Source organism: Pseudomonas sp. PLMAX, from assembly GCF_046042685.1.
Taxonomy (GTDB): Bacteria; Pseudomonadota; Gammaproteobacteria; order Pseudomonadales; family Pseudomonadaceae; genus Aquipseudomonas; species Aquipseudomonas putida_AE.
On the sequence record NZ_CP064949.1, the window covers coordinates 4687991 to 4702140 of the forward strand.

Genomic DNA, 14150 nt, shown 5'->3' on the forward strand with positions numbered 1-14150 from the left:
CAATTGTGCCGTAAGAAAGTTCGTCAGGGGTTGTCATTTCAACGATTCGAACACGCTTCAAGGGCGACGCCCTACACGATTCTTCAACATCCCCTTCATCCCCCGCTGACAGCTACTTCCCGCCTGTTCGACCTTGGAAAAGTCCCGTCAAAATTAACTAGACATGTAGTGCGCTCTATACAAATACTGTTTTCAACGGATTAACGAAACACCTCATCCAGCAGGAGCCGGGATGCCCTCATGCGAAGGCCGGTCGCCGAGCTCTTTGATACAGGAGTGCACCCATGCTGGTCTTGCGCACCGTGCAACCCACCGACCTGCCCCAATTGCAGCGCTTGGCCCGCGAAAGCCTGGTGGGCGTCACGTCCTTGCCCGATGACAGCGCCCGATTGCGTGACAGGATTGTCGACGCCTGCACATCGCTGGATCAAAACGCCGAGTGTCCCGGCCCGCAAAATTACTTTTTCGTCCTGGAAAACCAGGCGGACGGGCGCCTGGTGGGCTGCTCGGAAATCGTCGCCACGGCCGGTTTCAGCGAACCCTTCTACAGCCTGCGCAACCGCCCTTTCACCAGCGCCTCGCGCGAGCTGAACATCGAGCACGGCGTGCCTGCCCTGTCGCTGTGCCACGACCTCAACGGCCACACCTTGCTGCGCGGCTTCCATATCGATTCGGCACTGGTGCGCACGCCCCACTCCGAACTGTTGTCGCGGGCACGCCTGCTGTTCATTGCGGCCCATGCACAACGCTTTGCCGACGCGGTGATCAGCGAAATCGTCGGCTTCAGCAGCGATGACGGCCAGTCACCCTTCTGGGATGCCGTGGGCAAGCACTTCTTCGACCTGCCCTACGTCGAGGCCGAGCGGCTCTGCGGCCTGGAAAGCCGGTCGTTCCTCGCCCATCTGATGCCGCAATACCCGATCTACGTGCCGATGCTGCCCCAGGCCGCGCAAGACTGCATCGGGCGCATCCACCCCGATGGCCAGGAAGCCTTCGATATCCTTGAACGCGAAGGGTTCGAGACCACCAGCTACGTCGACCTGTTCGATGGCGGCCCGACCCTGCAGGCACGCACCGGCGACATTCGCTCGATTGCGCAGAGCCAGACCGCGCTGGTCTCGCCCGTTTCATCCATCGATGCCCGCGGCCGGTATCTGGTCAGCAACGATGCGCTTGGGCACTATCGCGCCATCGTCTCCGATCTCGACTACCGCGCCGGTCAACCCGTGGGGCTGGACTGCGAGATGTGCCAGGCGCTGCAGGTGACTGAAGGCAGCAACGTCCGGCTGATCGCGCTGTGAGTAGCAAACGCCAGGATCCCCGTCGACAACACCCGAACGGGCTTGCACAAGGCACGCCCGCATGATCCTGCGCCCGGTCCAGGTGACCGACCTGCCCGCCTTGCTGGCGCTGAGCCGCCTGGCCGGTCGCGACTTGACGCCCCTGGTCAATGAAGAGCGCCTGACCCACCGCTTGCGCTGGGTCCAAAGAACCTTCGCCGAGCAGGTCGAACGCGCCGACGCCGATTACCTGTTTGTTCTTGAAGACGACGACCAGCAGGTGCTCGGCGTCAGCGCCATGACCGGCGCGGTTGGCCTGCGCGAGCCTTGGTACAACTATCGGCTCGGGCTGACGGTCAGTTCTTCACCCGCGTTGGGTATTTCGCGGCAAATCCCGACCCTGTTCCTCAATAATGAAATGACCGGTCAATCGGTACTTTGCTCGCTGTTCCTGCGCCCCGACCAGCGCCGGGGCAGCAACGGCCGCCTACTCACGCTGGGACGCCTGTTGCTGGCGGCGGAGTTCCCACATCTGTTCGGCGAGAAAATGATCGCCGAGCTGCGCGGCAGTGCCGACGAAAAAGGTTGTTCACCGTTCTGGGACAGTGTGGGCCGGCACTTTTTCAAGATGGATTTCAGTCATGCCGAGCATTTGTCGGGGCTGGGCAACAAATCGTTCATCGCCGAGCTGATGCCACGGCTACCGCTCTACACCTGCCTGCTCACCGAACGGGCCCAAGCCGTGATCGGCAAGCCGCATCACGATGCCGAGCCGGCACTGAGAATCCTCACGGCCGAAGGATTCTCCCACCAGGGCTTCATCGACATCTTCGACGCGGGCCCGGTCATCGAAGCGCCGGTTTCGGCCATTCGCACCGTGCGCGACAGCCGACACCTGGCATTGGCGATCGGCACCCCGGACGACCAGGCACCGACCTGGCTGATCCACAATCGCCGCCTGGAAAACTGCCGCATCACCGCCGCCCCGGCGCAATTGAGGGGCGACAGCCTGCTGGTCGACCGCCTCACCGCCAAACGCCTGCAGCTGCAACCCGGCGACTCGGTGCGAGCAGTGGCGCTGCCCAACCGACAGCAGCAGGCCGTGGCGGCGTAAAGGCGCCCTGCCTCGCCACAAGATTGACGCCTGTGGCCGGAAAACCGCTAAATTCGTCATCATTCCTGACCTGCCCCCGTGATAGCCTTTCACATCTTCGGCGTTGACACTTTTGCTCAAGCCCTTCCATTTCCATTGGTGGAACTCATATGTCCAGGCTTTCTCATCAAGATTTGCGCCGCAATTTTCGTCAACTGTTCGCGTCCAACACCTGCTATCACACCGCATCGGTCTTCGACCCGATGTCGGCACGCATCGCCGCAGACCTCGGGTTCGAGGTGGGGATCCTCGGTGGCTCGGTCGCGTCATTGCAGGTACTGGGCGCCCCGGATTTTGCCTTGATCACCCTCAGCGAGTTCGCCGAACAGGCCACCCGTATCGGCCGCGTCGCCCAATTGCCGGTGATCGCCGACGCCGACCACGGCTACGGCAACGCACTCAACGTCATGCGCACCATCGTCGAACTGGAGCGGGCCGGCGTGGCCGCCCTGACCATCGAAGACACCCTGTTGCCAGCCCAATTTGGCCGCAAGTCCACGGACCTGATCACCGTCGCCGAAGGTGTCGGCAAGATTCGCGCGGCACTGGAAGCCCGGTGTGACCGGGAAATGGCCATCATCGCCCGCACCCACGCGGGCATTCTGCCGGTCCAGGAAATCATCAGCCGCACCAAGCAGTACCAGGCCGCCGGTGCGGATGGCATCTGCATGGTGGGGGTGAAGGATTTCGACCACCTGGAACAAATCGCCGAGCACCTGAGCGTGCCGCTGATGCTGGTGACCTACGGCAATCCATTGCTGCGTGACGACAAACGCCTGGCCGAACTGGGCGTGCGCGTCGTCATCGACGGCCACGGTGCCTACTTCGCCGCCATCAAGGCGACGTACGACAGCCTGCGCGAACAGCGTCAGATCTTTACCCAGGCATCGGACCTGAGCGCGACTGAACTGACGCATACCTACACCCAGCCGGAGGAATACATCCGTTGGGCGGAAGAGTTCATGCACGTCAAAGAGTAATCGCACCCAAAAAACCTGTAGGAGCTGGCTTGCCAGCGAGACACCAGCACAGCCAACACCTGCGTCGCCTGACTCACCGCCTTCGCTGGCAAGCCAGCTCCTACAAGGGATCACCGCCAGGCACAAATCCCGGCAGCACCCAAAAAACCTGTAGGAGCTGGCTTGCCAGCGATGACGCCAGCACAGCCAACACCTCCGTCGCCTGACACACCGCCTTCGCTGGCAAGCCAGCTCCTACAAGGGATCACCGCCAGGCACAAATCCCGGCAACATCCAAAAAACCTGTAGGAGCTGGCTTGCCAGCGATGACGCCAGCACAGCCAACACCTCCGTCGCCTGACTCACCGCCTTCGCTGGCAAGCCAGCTCCTACGAGGGATCACCGCCAGGCACAAATCCCGGCAGCACCCAAAAAACCTGTAGGAGCTGGCTTGCCAGCGATGACGCCAGCACAGCCAACACCTCCGTCGCCTGACTCACCGCCTTCGCTGGCAAGCCAGCTCCTACAAGGGATCACCGCCAGACACAAATCCCGGCAACATCCAAAAAACCTGTAGGAGCTGGCTTGCCAGCGATGACGCCAGCACAGCCAACACCTCCGTCGCCTGACTCACCGCCTTCGCTGGCAAGCCAGGCCAGGGATCACCGCCAGGCACAAAGCGCTGGGTTCCCGGCAACACCCGAAAAACCTGGTAGGAGCTGGCTTGCCAGCGATGACGCCAGCACAGCCAACACCTCCGTCGCCTGACTCACCGCCTTCGCTGGCAAGCCAGCTCCCAAGGGATCACCGCCAGACACAAATCCCGGCAACATCCAAAAAACCTGTAGGAGCTGGCTTGCCAGCGAGACGCCAGCACAGCCAACACCTCCGTCGCCTGACTCACCGCCTTCGCTGGCAAGCCAGCTCCTACAGGGGATCACCGCCAGACACAAATCCCGGCAACATCCAAAAACCTGTCAGGAGCTGGCTTGCCAGGGATGACGCCAGCACACACCTCCGTCGCCTGACTCACCGCCTTCGCTAGCGGGGATCACCGCCAGACACAAATCCCGGCAACATCCAAAACCTGTAGGAGCTGGCTTGCCAGCGATGACGCCAGCACAGCCAACACCTCCGTCGCCTGACTCACCGCCTTCGCTGGCAAGCCAGCTCCTACAGGGGATCACCGCCAGACACAAATCCCGGCAACATCAAAAAACCTGTAGGAGCTGGCTTGCCAGCGATGACGCCAGCACAGCCAACACCTCCGTCGCCTGACTCACCGCCTTCGCTGGCAAGCCAGGTCCTACAAGGGATCACCGCCAGACACAAATCCCGGCAACATCCAAAAACCTGTAGGAGCTGGCTTGCCAGCGATGACGCCAGCACAGCCAACACCTCCGTCGCCTGAACACCGCCTTCGCTGGCAAGCCAGCTCCTACAAGGGATCACCGCCAGGCACAAATCCCGGCAACATCCAAAAACCTGTAGGAGCTGGCTTGCCAGCTGACGCCAGGCACAAACAGCCAACACCTGCGTCGCCTGATCCGCCTTCGCTGGCAAGCCAGGTCCTACAAGGGATCACCGCCAGGCACAAATCCCGGCAACACCCGAAAAACCTGTAGGAGCTGGCTTGCCAGCGAGACGCCAGCACAGCCAACACCTCCGTCGCCTGACTCACCGCCTTCGCTGGCAAGCCAGGTCCTACAAGGGATCACCGCCAGGCACAAATCCCGGCAACATCCAAAAAACCTGTAGGAGCTGGCTTGCCAGCGAGACACCAGCACAGCCAACACCTGCGTCGCCTGACACACCGTCTTCGCTGGCAAGCCAGCACAACAACTGTCGCGAAGACGCCTATTTGCTGGCCAACTCCATAATCATCCGCGACAGCAAATAGATCCGTGGCGCGACGCTGTCGATTTCGGCGTATTCCTCTGACGTATGAATATTGCCGCCGACAATTCCGAAACCATCCAGCGTCGGCGTGCCGACGCTGGCCGAGAGACTGGCATCAGCCGCGCCTCCGCTGCCCTCCTCCGTCAACTTGCGGCCGATTTCACCGTAGATGCCTTGGGCCATGGCCATCAGTCGATCGGATTCGGCGGTTTGTGGCATCGGTGGCAATCCACGCTTTAGCGTCGTGGTGACCTCGGTATCGGCAATCAGCTTGTCCTGGGAAACCCGTGCCAGATCTTTCTCGATCCGGTCGAATTCCTCCGGCACTGCTGCGCGCACGTCCGCCGCGGCCGTTGCCTGATCAGGAATCACGTTCTTGCGGTCGCCGGCATTGAGCACGGTGAAGTTGATGGTGGTTTTCTTCGCTTCATCGCCCAGTTTGCCCAACTGCAGGATCTGGTGCGCCACTTCCATGGCCGCGTTGCGCCCCAGTTCCGGCGCAACACCGGCATGAGAGGCCTTGCCTTTGACTTCGACCAACGCCGTGGCACTGCCTTTGCGCCACACCACAAGACCGTCCGCCGGGCGACCGGGTTCGAGGTTGAGGGTTACGTCGTGGGCCTTGGCCGTTTTCTTGATCAGATCAGTGGCGATGTCCGAGCCGGTTTCTTCGCTGGCGTCGAGCAGGAATGTGATCTGCGCATAGTCCTTGAAATCGATATTTTTCAGCACTTTCAGGGCATAGATGCCGGCTACGATGCCGCCCTTGTCATCCATCACGCCCGGCCCGTAGGCGCGACCGTCCTTGATATGAAACGGACGTTCGGCAGCGGAGCCTTGCTTGAACACGGTGTCCATGTGCGCCATCAGCAGGATTTTCGCCTTGCCGGTACCTTTGAGGGTCGCGATGACATGGCTGCTTTTGTCCGGGGTATTGGGTACTCGCTCAATGGTCGCGCCGAGCTTTTTCAACTCTTCGATGGCGATGTCGCCGACCTGGGTCAAGCCGGGTTCGTAGCCGGAACCGGAGTCGATATTCACCAACCGTTCCAGCAGCTTCAAGGCTTCCCCCTTGTATTGCTCGGCGTGGGCAAGGACTTGTGCATGAGGCTCGGCGAATACGCCGGGGGCGAAGGTACCGAGGGCCAGGGTCAGGCTGGCGGCCAGCAGCGAACGAGACAGTTTGAGCGTCATGATCGGGTCCTTGATGCGTGTCGGGACAGGAACCCTACCTGACCAGGCGGCACAGCTCCATCCCGAAAGGAACACACATGTGCCTGGGTATTTATACTGAATGCTACGGCCCCTTCGCGAGCAGGCTCGCTCCCACAGGGATTGCGGTGAGGGTCAGACCGAGTCGAGCAATTCGTGCTGAGGCCGGTCATTGCTGCAGCAGATAACCCGATTTCGCCCCGTGGTCTTGGCCTCGTACAGCGCCTGGTCAGCGTCGTTGAGCCACAGGGTCGCGTCGCTATGGCGGGTGTTGAAGGCCGCCAGGCCGATGCTCAGGCTGACTTTCAGGGCCGGGTTCTGCTCGTAGCCCAGGGTTGCGAAGCGGTCACGCAGGGCGTCCATGGCCGCGGCAGCGCTGCCCAGGGGCAGGTCGGGAAGGATCACGCAGAACTCGTCGCCGCCATAACGCCCGGCCACATCGGTAGCCCGCAGGTTCTGCTTGAGCATCTTGCTCAGCTGGCGCAGCACGAGGTCACCGGCCACGTGGCCGTAGGTGTCATTGATGCTCTTGAAGTGGTCGATGTCGATCAGCGCGATAGCGCCGCCCTGATGCTGACGTTGGCAGCGCTGGAACTCGATTTCCAGCTGATCCTTCCAGGCGCCGTGATTGAGCAGGCCGGTCAGGCTGTCGGTGCGGCTCAGGGCCAGCAGTTCACGCTTTTGCTGGCCGAGGGTATGCGCCTGGCGAAAGCAGATCAGGCCCAGCGCCAGCGGGTAAAAACACATCAGGGGCAAGCAGGCGTAGAGCTGCAGCTGGGATGTTTCAGGGATGAACAGCGGCGTGAAGATCAACCAGCCGACACCAATCCCGAGCACCTGCGCGACCGTGCCCGCCAGCAGAAAACGCAGCCCGCCGATGGCCACGTTGTTCATCGCCATCATGGAAATGGTCGTTGCACTGGGCAGCGGATTGAACTGCATCGCGGCGACCCAGAAGCCGCCCATGAACGCGTCGACCAGCAGGTTGCGGTGTTCGGCGTGGTAGGGTCTCTCGCGCCGACGCGCCCATTGATAGGCCAAGTGCGGCCAGAGCAGGCCGTTGAACAACATGAGCCCCCATACCCAGGTTGCCGGGTTCAGCGGGTACATCGCCACAGCCACGCATATCAGCCCCAATACCAGGCCGAGGACGCGCGATGTGTAGAGCCTCCTGGCCAGTGAAAGTCCTTTTCCTCCCTTCTTTCCCATTGGGACCTCTGCACCACAGAACGAAACCTGTTCACACCGGGATAGCAGGTGTGCCCGAAGTCTAACAGGGCAACGTCAAATAGCCATCACCGGCTGGCGGGGCGAACTCCCCTCTCCTGCAAATTCGTTACGCCTGCAGAAACGGCTATACATGAAGATAAGGATTGATTCACGACGCTGAACAGGAGGCCCATGCAGACCTTTCAAGTACTGATCATCGGCAGCGGTTTTGGCGGCCAGTGCGCGGCGGTCAATTTGCTCAAGGCCGGCATCACCGACTTTCGCCTGCTGGAACGAAGGGATTTCTTCGGCGGCACCTGGTGCCAGAACACCTACCCGGGCGCCGCGGTCGACGTGCCCTCGCCACTCTATTCGCTGTCGTTCGCTCCTTACCGCTGGACGCAGATGTTCGCCGAACAGGCTGAACTGCACCGCTACACCCGCTACGTGATGGAGCACTTCGACCTGCGGGACCGGGTGGAACTGCAAGCCAATGTCGAGCGCGTCGAATGGGACGACGTGCAGAAACAATGGGCGGTTCACAGCGCCAAGGGCACCTTTCATGCGCAATTCCTGATCAATGCCACCGGGCCCCTGAGCCAACCGGTGGTCCCGCACTTCGAAGGCCAGGAACGCTTCCAGGGCAAGAGCTTTCACACCAACAATTGGGATCATTCCTACGATTACCGGCAAAAGCGCGTGGCCATCGTCGGCAGTGGCGCCAGTGCGGCCCAGGTGATACCGGCGATAGCCCCGCACGTCTCGCACCTGCATGTGTTCCAGCGCACGCCGCATTGGGTGCTGCCACGGGCCGACCGCACCTTCGGCCGCTTCCAGCGCTGGCTGCTCGGGCTCAAACCGGCCTACAAGCTGCTGCGCTGGCTGATCTACTGGCAATTTGAAACCCGGGTAATTGCCTTCAAATACTCGAAACCGGCCATCCGCGTGGTGCAACATCAGGCCCTGCGCTTCCTCAAGCGCCAGGTGCCGGATGCCGAACTGCGGCGAAAACTGACACCGGACTACACCATTGGCTGTAAGCGGGTGATTCTGTCGAGTACGCTTTATCCTGCGCTGGGCCGCCCTAACGTGACATTGCACAGCCGCGAACAGGGCATCAAAGCCATCGATGAAAGCGGCATCGTCATGCAGGACGGCCAGCACATCGACCTGGACCTGATCGTCTGGTCCACCGGTTACGATGCCACCGACGGGGTGATTTCCTACCCCGTCAGCGGAAAAAACGGCATCCGTCTCAGAGACGTCTGGGCGCAGTACCCCAGGGCCTACCTCGGCACCAGCCTGCCGGCCTTTCCCAACCTGTTTATCGTCACCGGCCCGAACACCGGTATCGGCCACACATCGGCGCTGTTCATCATCGAATCGCAGATGAATTACATCCTCGATTGCATTCGCACGTTAAAAGCACGCGGTTTGCGCAGCATAGAAGTACGCCCCGAGGCAGAACGTACCTACACTGAAATGATCCATAGAGAAATGCAGCGCACGGTGTGGAAGTCCGGAGGCTGCCACAGTTGGTATCAAAGCAAGAGCGGTCATGTGATTGCCATGTTTCCAGGGTTCAGTTTCAGCTTTCACCGTTTGACCCGAACCCTGAAACCGGCCGATCACATCGTGTCCTGATCAGATAGAAGGAAGGCGCCTGATGCTTTTACTGGTTGTCGCTATCGCGGTGTTCGCCGCCTGGAGCTGGCTGAGCTACCCGGCCATCGGGTACTGGCTGTATGACTTGAGCGTGGCCGTCGAGGCCAAGTTGTACAAACTGCACAAGATCGTCGTGCCCATCCCCGAGATGACTGTCTCGACCTGGCAAGGCGGGCCGTATGAGGCGTCCAGCAATGTGTTGATGCTGCACGGCTTCAGTGCCGACAAGAACCTGTGGCTGCGTTTTGCCCGGCACTTTGTCGGCAACTACCGGGTGATCATTCCCGACATCGCCGGGCATGGCGAAACCGGCTTCAAGGCCGGTGGCGGCTATGACATCCCGCTGCAGGCCAAGCGGATGATCCAGTTGCTAGATGTCTGCGGGGTGGACAAGGTCCATGTCATCGGCAACTCGATGGGCGGCTACATCGCCGCCTGGCTGGCGGCCAACTATCCGGAACGCATTGCCTCGCTCGCCCTGTTCGACCCTGCCGGGGTGACCTCGCCGGAACCCAGTGACCTGGAGCGGCATCTGGCCAAGGGCCACAACCCGTTCCTGATTCACTCGCGGGAAGAGTTCAAGTATTTCTATGGCATGACCATGGCCGAACCACCGTGGATGCCGGGCGTGGTACTCGACGCCATCGCCCATCGCTATCAACAGTCGCGCGACGAACTGGAAGAAATCTTTCGCGATTTTCGCGCCAGCCCGCCCATGGAACCGAAACTGCCGGCGATCAAGGCGCCAGCGCTGTTGCTGTGGGGGCGCAAGGATCGCTTGATCGATGTCAGCAGCGTGGCCATCTGGAGCAAAGGTCTGGCGGATCTGCGGGTGGAAATATGGGAAGGCATCGGGCACATGCCGATGGTCGAAGCGCCTGCCGGTTCGGCCCACCTGTATCGGGAGTTTTTGGCATCGCTGCGCTCGGAAAGCCCGCAGGATCAACGACTGCACTGACCTGGCAGTCCTTTGCAGAATGAAGTTCGTCAGAAACTTCGTTTGCCGGCGTCGCTGAAGGCTGCGATCTTTTCTCCCATCCTTCACGTCCACGCGCCAGGAATTGTATTCATGAGCCACCAAAGCTTCGTCAGCCCCAACCTGATCCGCCAACGCTTTTCCAAAGCGATGTCCGACATGTACCGTGAAGAAGTGCCGCTGTACGGCGCGCTGATGGAACTGGTGGAACAGACCAACCGCCACGTGCTGGACAACGACCCGCAAGTGGCCCGACAGCTGAACAGCACCGGGGAAATCGAGCGCCTCGACCTTGAGCGCCACGGGGCCATCCGGGTCGGCACCGCCGCTGAACTGGCCACCCTCGCTCGCCTGTTCGCGGTCATGGGCATGCAGCCGGTGGGTTATTACGACCTGACCCCGGCCGGGGTGCCGGTGCATTCCACCGCTTTCCGTGCGGTGCATGAGGCGGCGCTGCAGGTCAGCCCGTTCCGGGTGTTCACCTCGCTGTTGCGCCTGGAGCTGATCGAAGACCTCGAGCTGCGGGCCTTTGCCCAGTCGGTGCTGGACAAGCGTTCGATCTTCACCCCCACTGCCCTCGCCCTCATCGACCGCGCCGATACCCAGGGAGGCCTGACCGAAAAAGAGGCCGACGAGTTCGTCGAACAGGCCCTGGAAACCTTCCGCTGGCACCACAGCGCCACGGTCACCGCCGGGCAATACCAGCAACTCAGCGCCCAGCATCGGCTGATTGCCGATGTGGTGGCGTTCAAGGGACCGCACATCAATCACCTGACGCCGCGCACCCTGGACATCGACATCGTGCAGGCGCAAATGCCGGCGCACGGCATCACCCCCAAAGCGGTGATCGAAGGTCCGCCCCGCCGTCAGTGCCCTATCCTGCTGCGCCAGACCAGTTTCAAGGCACTGGACGAGCCAATCGCGTTCACCGATCAATCCGACACGCGCGGCAGCCACAGCGCCCGGTTCGGGGAAATCGAACAACGCGGCGCGGCCCTGACACCCAAGGGCCGGGCGCTGTACGACCGTCTGCTCAATGCCGCCCGGGACGAACTCAAGGACTTCCCCAACGAAGCCAACGCCGCCCGCTACAACGAATTGATGGCCCAGCACTTCAGCGAATTTCCTGACACCCATGAGGGCATGCGCCAACAGGAACTGGCGTTCTTTCGCTACTTTGTGACGGAAAAAGGGCTGGCTGCGGCTGACCTGAAAACCTTGAGCCTCGAAGATCTGGTCAGCGTTGGGTATCTGCGAGTTGAACCGCTGGTGTACGAGGATTTCCTGCCGGTCAGTGCGGCGGGGATTTTCCAGTCAAACCTGGGGGATGCCGCGCAAAGCCACTATGGCGAGCACTCCAACCAGCAGGCGTTCGAAAAAGCCCTGGGGCGTTCAACCATTGACGAACTGCAGTTGTACGCACAAACCCAACAGCGCTCGATCGAGCAGTGTCTTGCCACGTTGGTTAATTGACAACACCTCCTGTAGGAGCCGGCTTGCCGGCGAATGCGTCCGCAAGACTTACGCAATGTTCGAAGACGCCTTCGCCGGCAAGCCGGCTCCTACAAAGTGATCATTTCAATTTTGCCAACAGCGCTTCAGCCGTGGCCTGTGAAGACGCCGGGTTCTGCCCCGTCAGCAGCAGCCCATCGGTTCGCACGTAGCTCGCCCAATCAGGCCCCTTGGAAAAAATCCCGCCCTTGGCCTGGAGCTCGTCCTCCACCAGGAACGGCACGACCTTGGTCAGTTGCACCGCTTCTTCCTCGCTGTTGGTGAACCCCGTCACCTGCTTGCCCTTGACCAGGGGCTGGCCGTCGGCGCCTTTGGCATGACGCAATACACCCGGCGCATGGCAGACGGCGGCGACCGGTTTGCCGGCGTTGTAGAAGGCTTCGATAAGCGCAATCGAATGAGGGTCTTCAGCCAGGTCCCAGAGCGGTCCATGGCCACCTGGATAGAAGATCGCATCAAAGTCCCCGGCCTTCACCGTACCCAGCACGACGGTCGAAGCCAATGCGGATTGCGCCGCAGGGTCCTGGCGAAAGCGTTCGGTGGCCTCGGTTTGCGCGTCCGGCTCGTCGCTCTTGGGGTCAAGCGGTGGCTGGCCGCCCTTGGGCGAGGCCAGGGTCAGTTGTGCGCCGGCATCCTTGAAGGCGTAATAGGGTGCAGCGAATTCTTCCAGCCAGAAGCCGGTTTTCTTGCCGGTGTTACCCAATTGATCGTGGGACGTTAAAACCATCAGGATTTTCATGTCATCGTCACTCCATCTCGGGGCTGCAGGCAAACAGATAACTATCAGTTACAAGTTTAAACCCGGGGGGAATATTGCAGAGCACAACAACTGCGCCTTTCATTCGATTGAAAATGCAGTCGTCTGTCGAGAAAAGAGTTCGCCCAGTGCTATGGCCTCGGCAATCCATGCACTGGTAAAGAACCCTGACACTGGGCGAACGGGGTGTATTTTAATAGATGTTTATGGATATGTCCGTGCCTGAAACATGAAATTTAATGATACGAACTTTTATAATATTTCACCTGAAATACAATTCGGAACCAACAACTTAAACCCACCAGTTCGACCAAAGTAGTTGATTGTTCCTATACAAAAGTTGTACAGGAACAATCAATGGATAGAACACTCAACTTTTGGCTTTGGTGGTCACTTGCAGAATGTCGGTGTATGTCACGTAGACGCTTTGCCCCACTTTCAGGTCCTTGAGCTTGGCTTGAACTTTCGGATCTTCGACCGTGATGGTCTTGGTCTGCCCCTGCGGGTTTTTGAAGGACACCTGGTTTTTCTTCAGGTCGATGTCGGTGATTTGCAGCTGGACTTGTACCTGACGATAGGCTTCGCCGCCAGGGACGTTCCCGGGTGCGTTGCGGGCTTCACCGGCACGCTCCGAGCTACCCGGCAAACCCTTGTCGACGTCGGTATCGAGGTAGGCCGCGACGGAGCGGGTGACCTTGATGTCGACCTGGTCGCCGGCCTTGAGGTTGTCGAGGTTTTTCGCCTTGTCGGTCAGTTGCACATGGACCTGACGACCTTCCGGCCCTTCAAGCACCACTTGATGTTTGGCGGCATCGACCGAAACGACTTTGGTGCTGATCTGATCAGCTTCCACAACGGCGGACAACGGAATGTCTTCTGCAACAGCGCTAAAGCTGGCGGCAGACAGCAAGGTGGCGAGGGTGATGGCTTTGGTCAGTGCGTTGAGTTTCATAGGCAGAACATTCCCTGTGATGGAGGATGACAAACGGCGTTGAAGCGAAGGTTCAACGCCGTTTGAGGGATGAGCATAGACGCTGATCAGGGATTCTTCGCAGTTTCTTGCGCGGTGGATTCGCCGCTGGTCGTCCCTTTGCCGCTTTCCTTGCGCCGAGTCGGATCGGTGGGGCGCAGAGCGTCATTGTCGCGCTCGGTTTCTCCGGGTGGCCGTGGCTCGTCGGGGTTTTCGCTATCAGGGGTGGGTTTCATGGGGTGCTCCTCAGGCTTCGGGATCGTCGAGCTCCCGGGCAACGTTGATCGCCGGGGAGTCTTTGTGGGATTGCTCCGCCCGGGCTTTGAGCGCCTGCCATTGTTCGAGATCGATGGCGCCCTGCCCCAACAGATCGTCGGCCAGACGCTGCAAATCCATGTAATAGGAGTCGGGGGACTGCTGCCAGTACGCCTCGTCTTCGAACAGGCGCTGCCACGCGTCAAGGTCGGGCGGTGTGAGGTCTTCGCGCATGACGGGCTCCAGCAGAAGCATTCGTACGGTAGAGGGGTGGACGCCGCGTGGAGTTCCGGTGGATTGGGA

Annotated in this window: 12 protein-coding genes; 6 read left to right on the forward strand and 6 right to left on the reverse strand. The window is 60.5% G+C overall.

The features are described from left to right. The first annotated feature begins 284 nt into the window (after positions 1–284). The 3 genes from DKB71_RS21250 (at position 285) to DKB71_RS21260 (ending at position 3413) form a co-directional block, all read left to right on the forward strand. Complete coding sequence (locus DKB71_RS21250; RefSeq protein WP_408597217.1) at positions 285–1301, forward strand: arginine N-succinyltransferase; 1017 nt, start codon at positions 285–287, stop codon at positions 1299–1301. 61 nt (positions 1302–1362) lie between these two features. Beyond that, entirely contained in the window at positions 1363–2394 is a 1032-nt protein-coding gene (gene astA, locus DKB71_RS21255; RefSeq protein WP_408597219.1) for an arginine N-succinyltransferase, read from the forward strand. Between the two features lie 149 nt (positions 2395–2543). After that, positions 2544–3413, forward strand: a complete 870-nt coding sequence (locus DKB71_RS21260) for an oxaloacetate decarboxylase (RefSeq protein ID WP_274076886.1) — start codon at positions 2544–2546, stop codon at positions 3411–3413. A 1836-nt stretch (positions 3414–5249) separates the two neighbouring features. Here the strand turns inward: DKB71_RS21260 and DKB71_RS21265 are convergent. Continuing rightward, on the reverse strand, positions 5250–6485 hold the full coding sequence (locus DKB71_RS21265) for a M20/M25/M40 family metallo-hydrolase (RefSeq protein ID WP_408597222.1): 1236 nt from the start codon (positions 6483–6485) through the stop codon (positions 5250–5252). Positions 6486–6638: 153 nt separating this feature from the next. Further along, the gene (locus DKB71_RS21270) at positions 6639–7712 is read right to left on the reverse strand and encodes a diguanylate cyclase (protein ID WP_408597224.1); all 1074 of its coding nucleotides are present in this window, start codon (positions 7710–7712) and stop codon (positions 6639–6641) included. Between the two features lie 192 nt (positions 7713–7904). On the opposite strand from DKB71_RS21270, the gene DKB71_RS21275 reads away from it, so the two are divergent. The 3 genes from DKB71_RS21275 (at position 7905) to DKB71_RS21285 (ending at position 11826) form a co-directional block, all read left to right on the forward strand. Next, entirely contained in the window at positions 7905–9356 is a 1452-nt protein-coding gene (locus tag DKB71_RS21275; RefSeq protein WP_408597226.1) for a flavin-containing monooxygenase, read from the forward strand. 22 nt (positions 9357–9378) lie between these two features. After that, a complete protein-coding gene (locus DKB71_RS21280) occupies positions 9379–10335 on the forward strand; it encodes an alpha/beta fold hydrolase (protein WP_408597228.1) in 957 nt (318 codons plus the stop codon). A 111-nt stretch (positions 10336–10446) separates the two neighbouring features. Then, complete coding sequence (locus DKB71_RS21285; protein ID WP_408597230.1) at positions 10447–11826, forward strand: VOC family protein; 1380 nt, start codon at positions 10447–10449, stop codon at positions 11824–11826. Positions 11827–11926: 100 nt separating this feature from the next. Here DKB71_RS21285 and DKB71_RS21290 read toward each other — a convergent pair whose 3' ends face one another. From DKB71_RS21290 to DKB71_RS21305, 4 genes are all read right to left on the reverse strand, one after another. Then, positions 11927–12604: a type 1 glutamine amidotransferase domain-containing protein gene (locus DKB71_RS21290; protein ID WP_408597232.1), complete on the reverse strand. Its 678-nt coding sequence runs from the start codon at positions 12602–12604 to the stop codon at positions 11927–11929. 388 nt (positions 12605–12992) lie between these two features. Next, a complete protein-coding gene (locus tag DKB71_RS21295) occupies positions 12993–13574 on the reverse strand; it encodes a hypothetical protein (RefSeq protein WP_408597234.1) in 582 nt (193 codons plus the stop codon). An 86-nt stretch (positions 13575–13660) separates the two neighbouring features. Beyond that, positions 13661–13828 carry a hypothetical protein gene (locus DKB71_RS21300; protein ID WP_274076876.1) on the reverse strand — a complete coding sequence of 56 codons (168 nt, stop codon included), beginning with the start codon at positions 13826–13828 and terminating at the stop codon, positions 13661–13663. A 10-nt stretch (positions 13829–13838) separates the two neighbouring features. Continuing rightward, positions 13839–14081, reverse strand: coding sequence for a hypothetical protein (locus tag DKB71_RS21305; protein ID WP_274076875.1), 243 nt, complete (start codon positions 14079–14081; stop codon positions 13839–13841). Between the last annotated feature and the right edge of the window lie 69 nt (positions 14082–14150).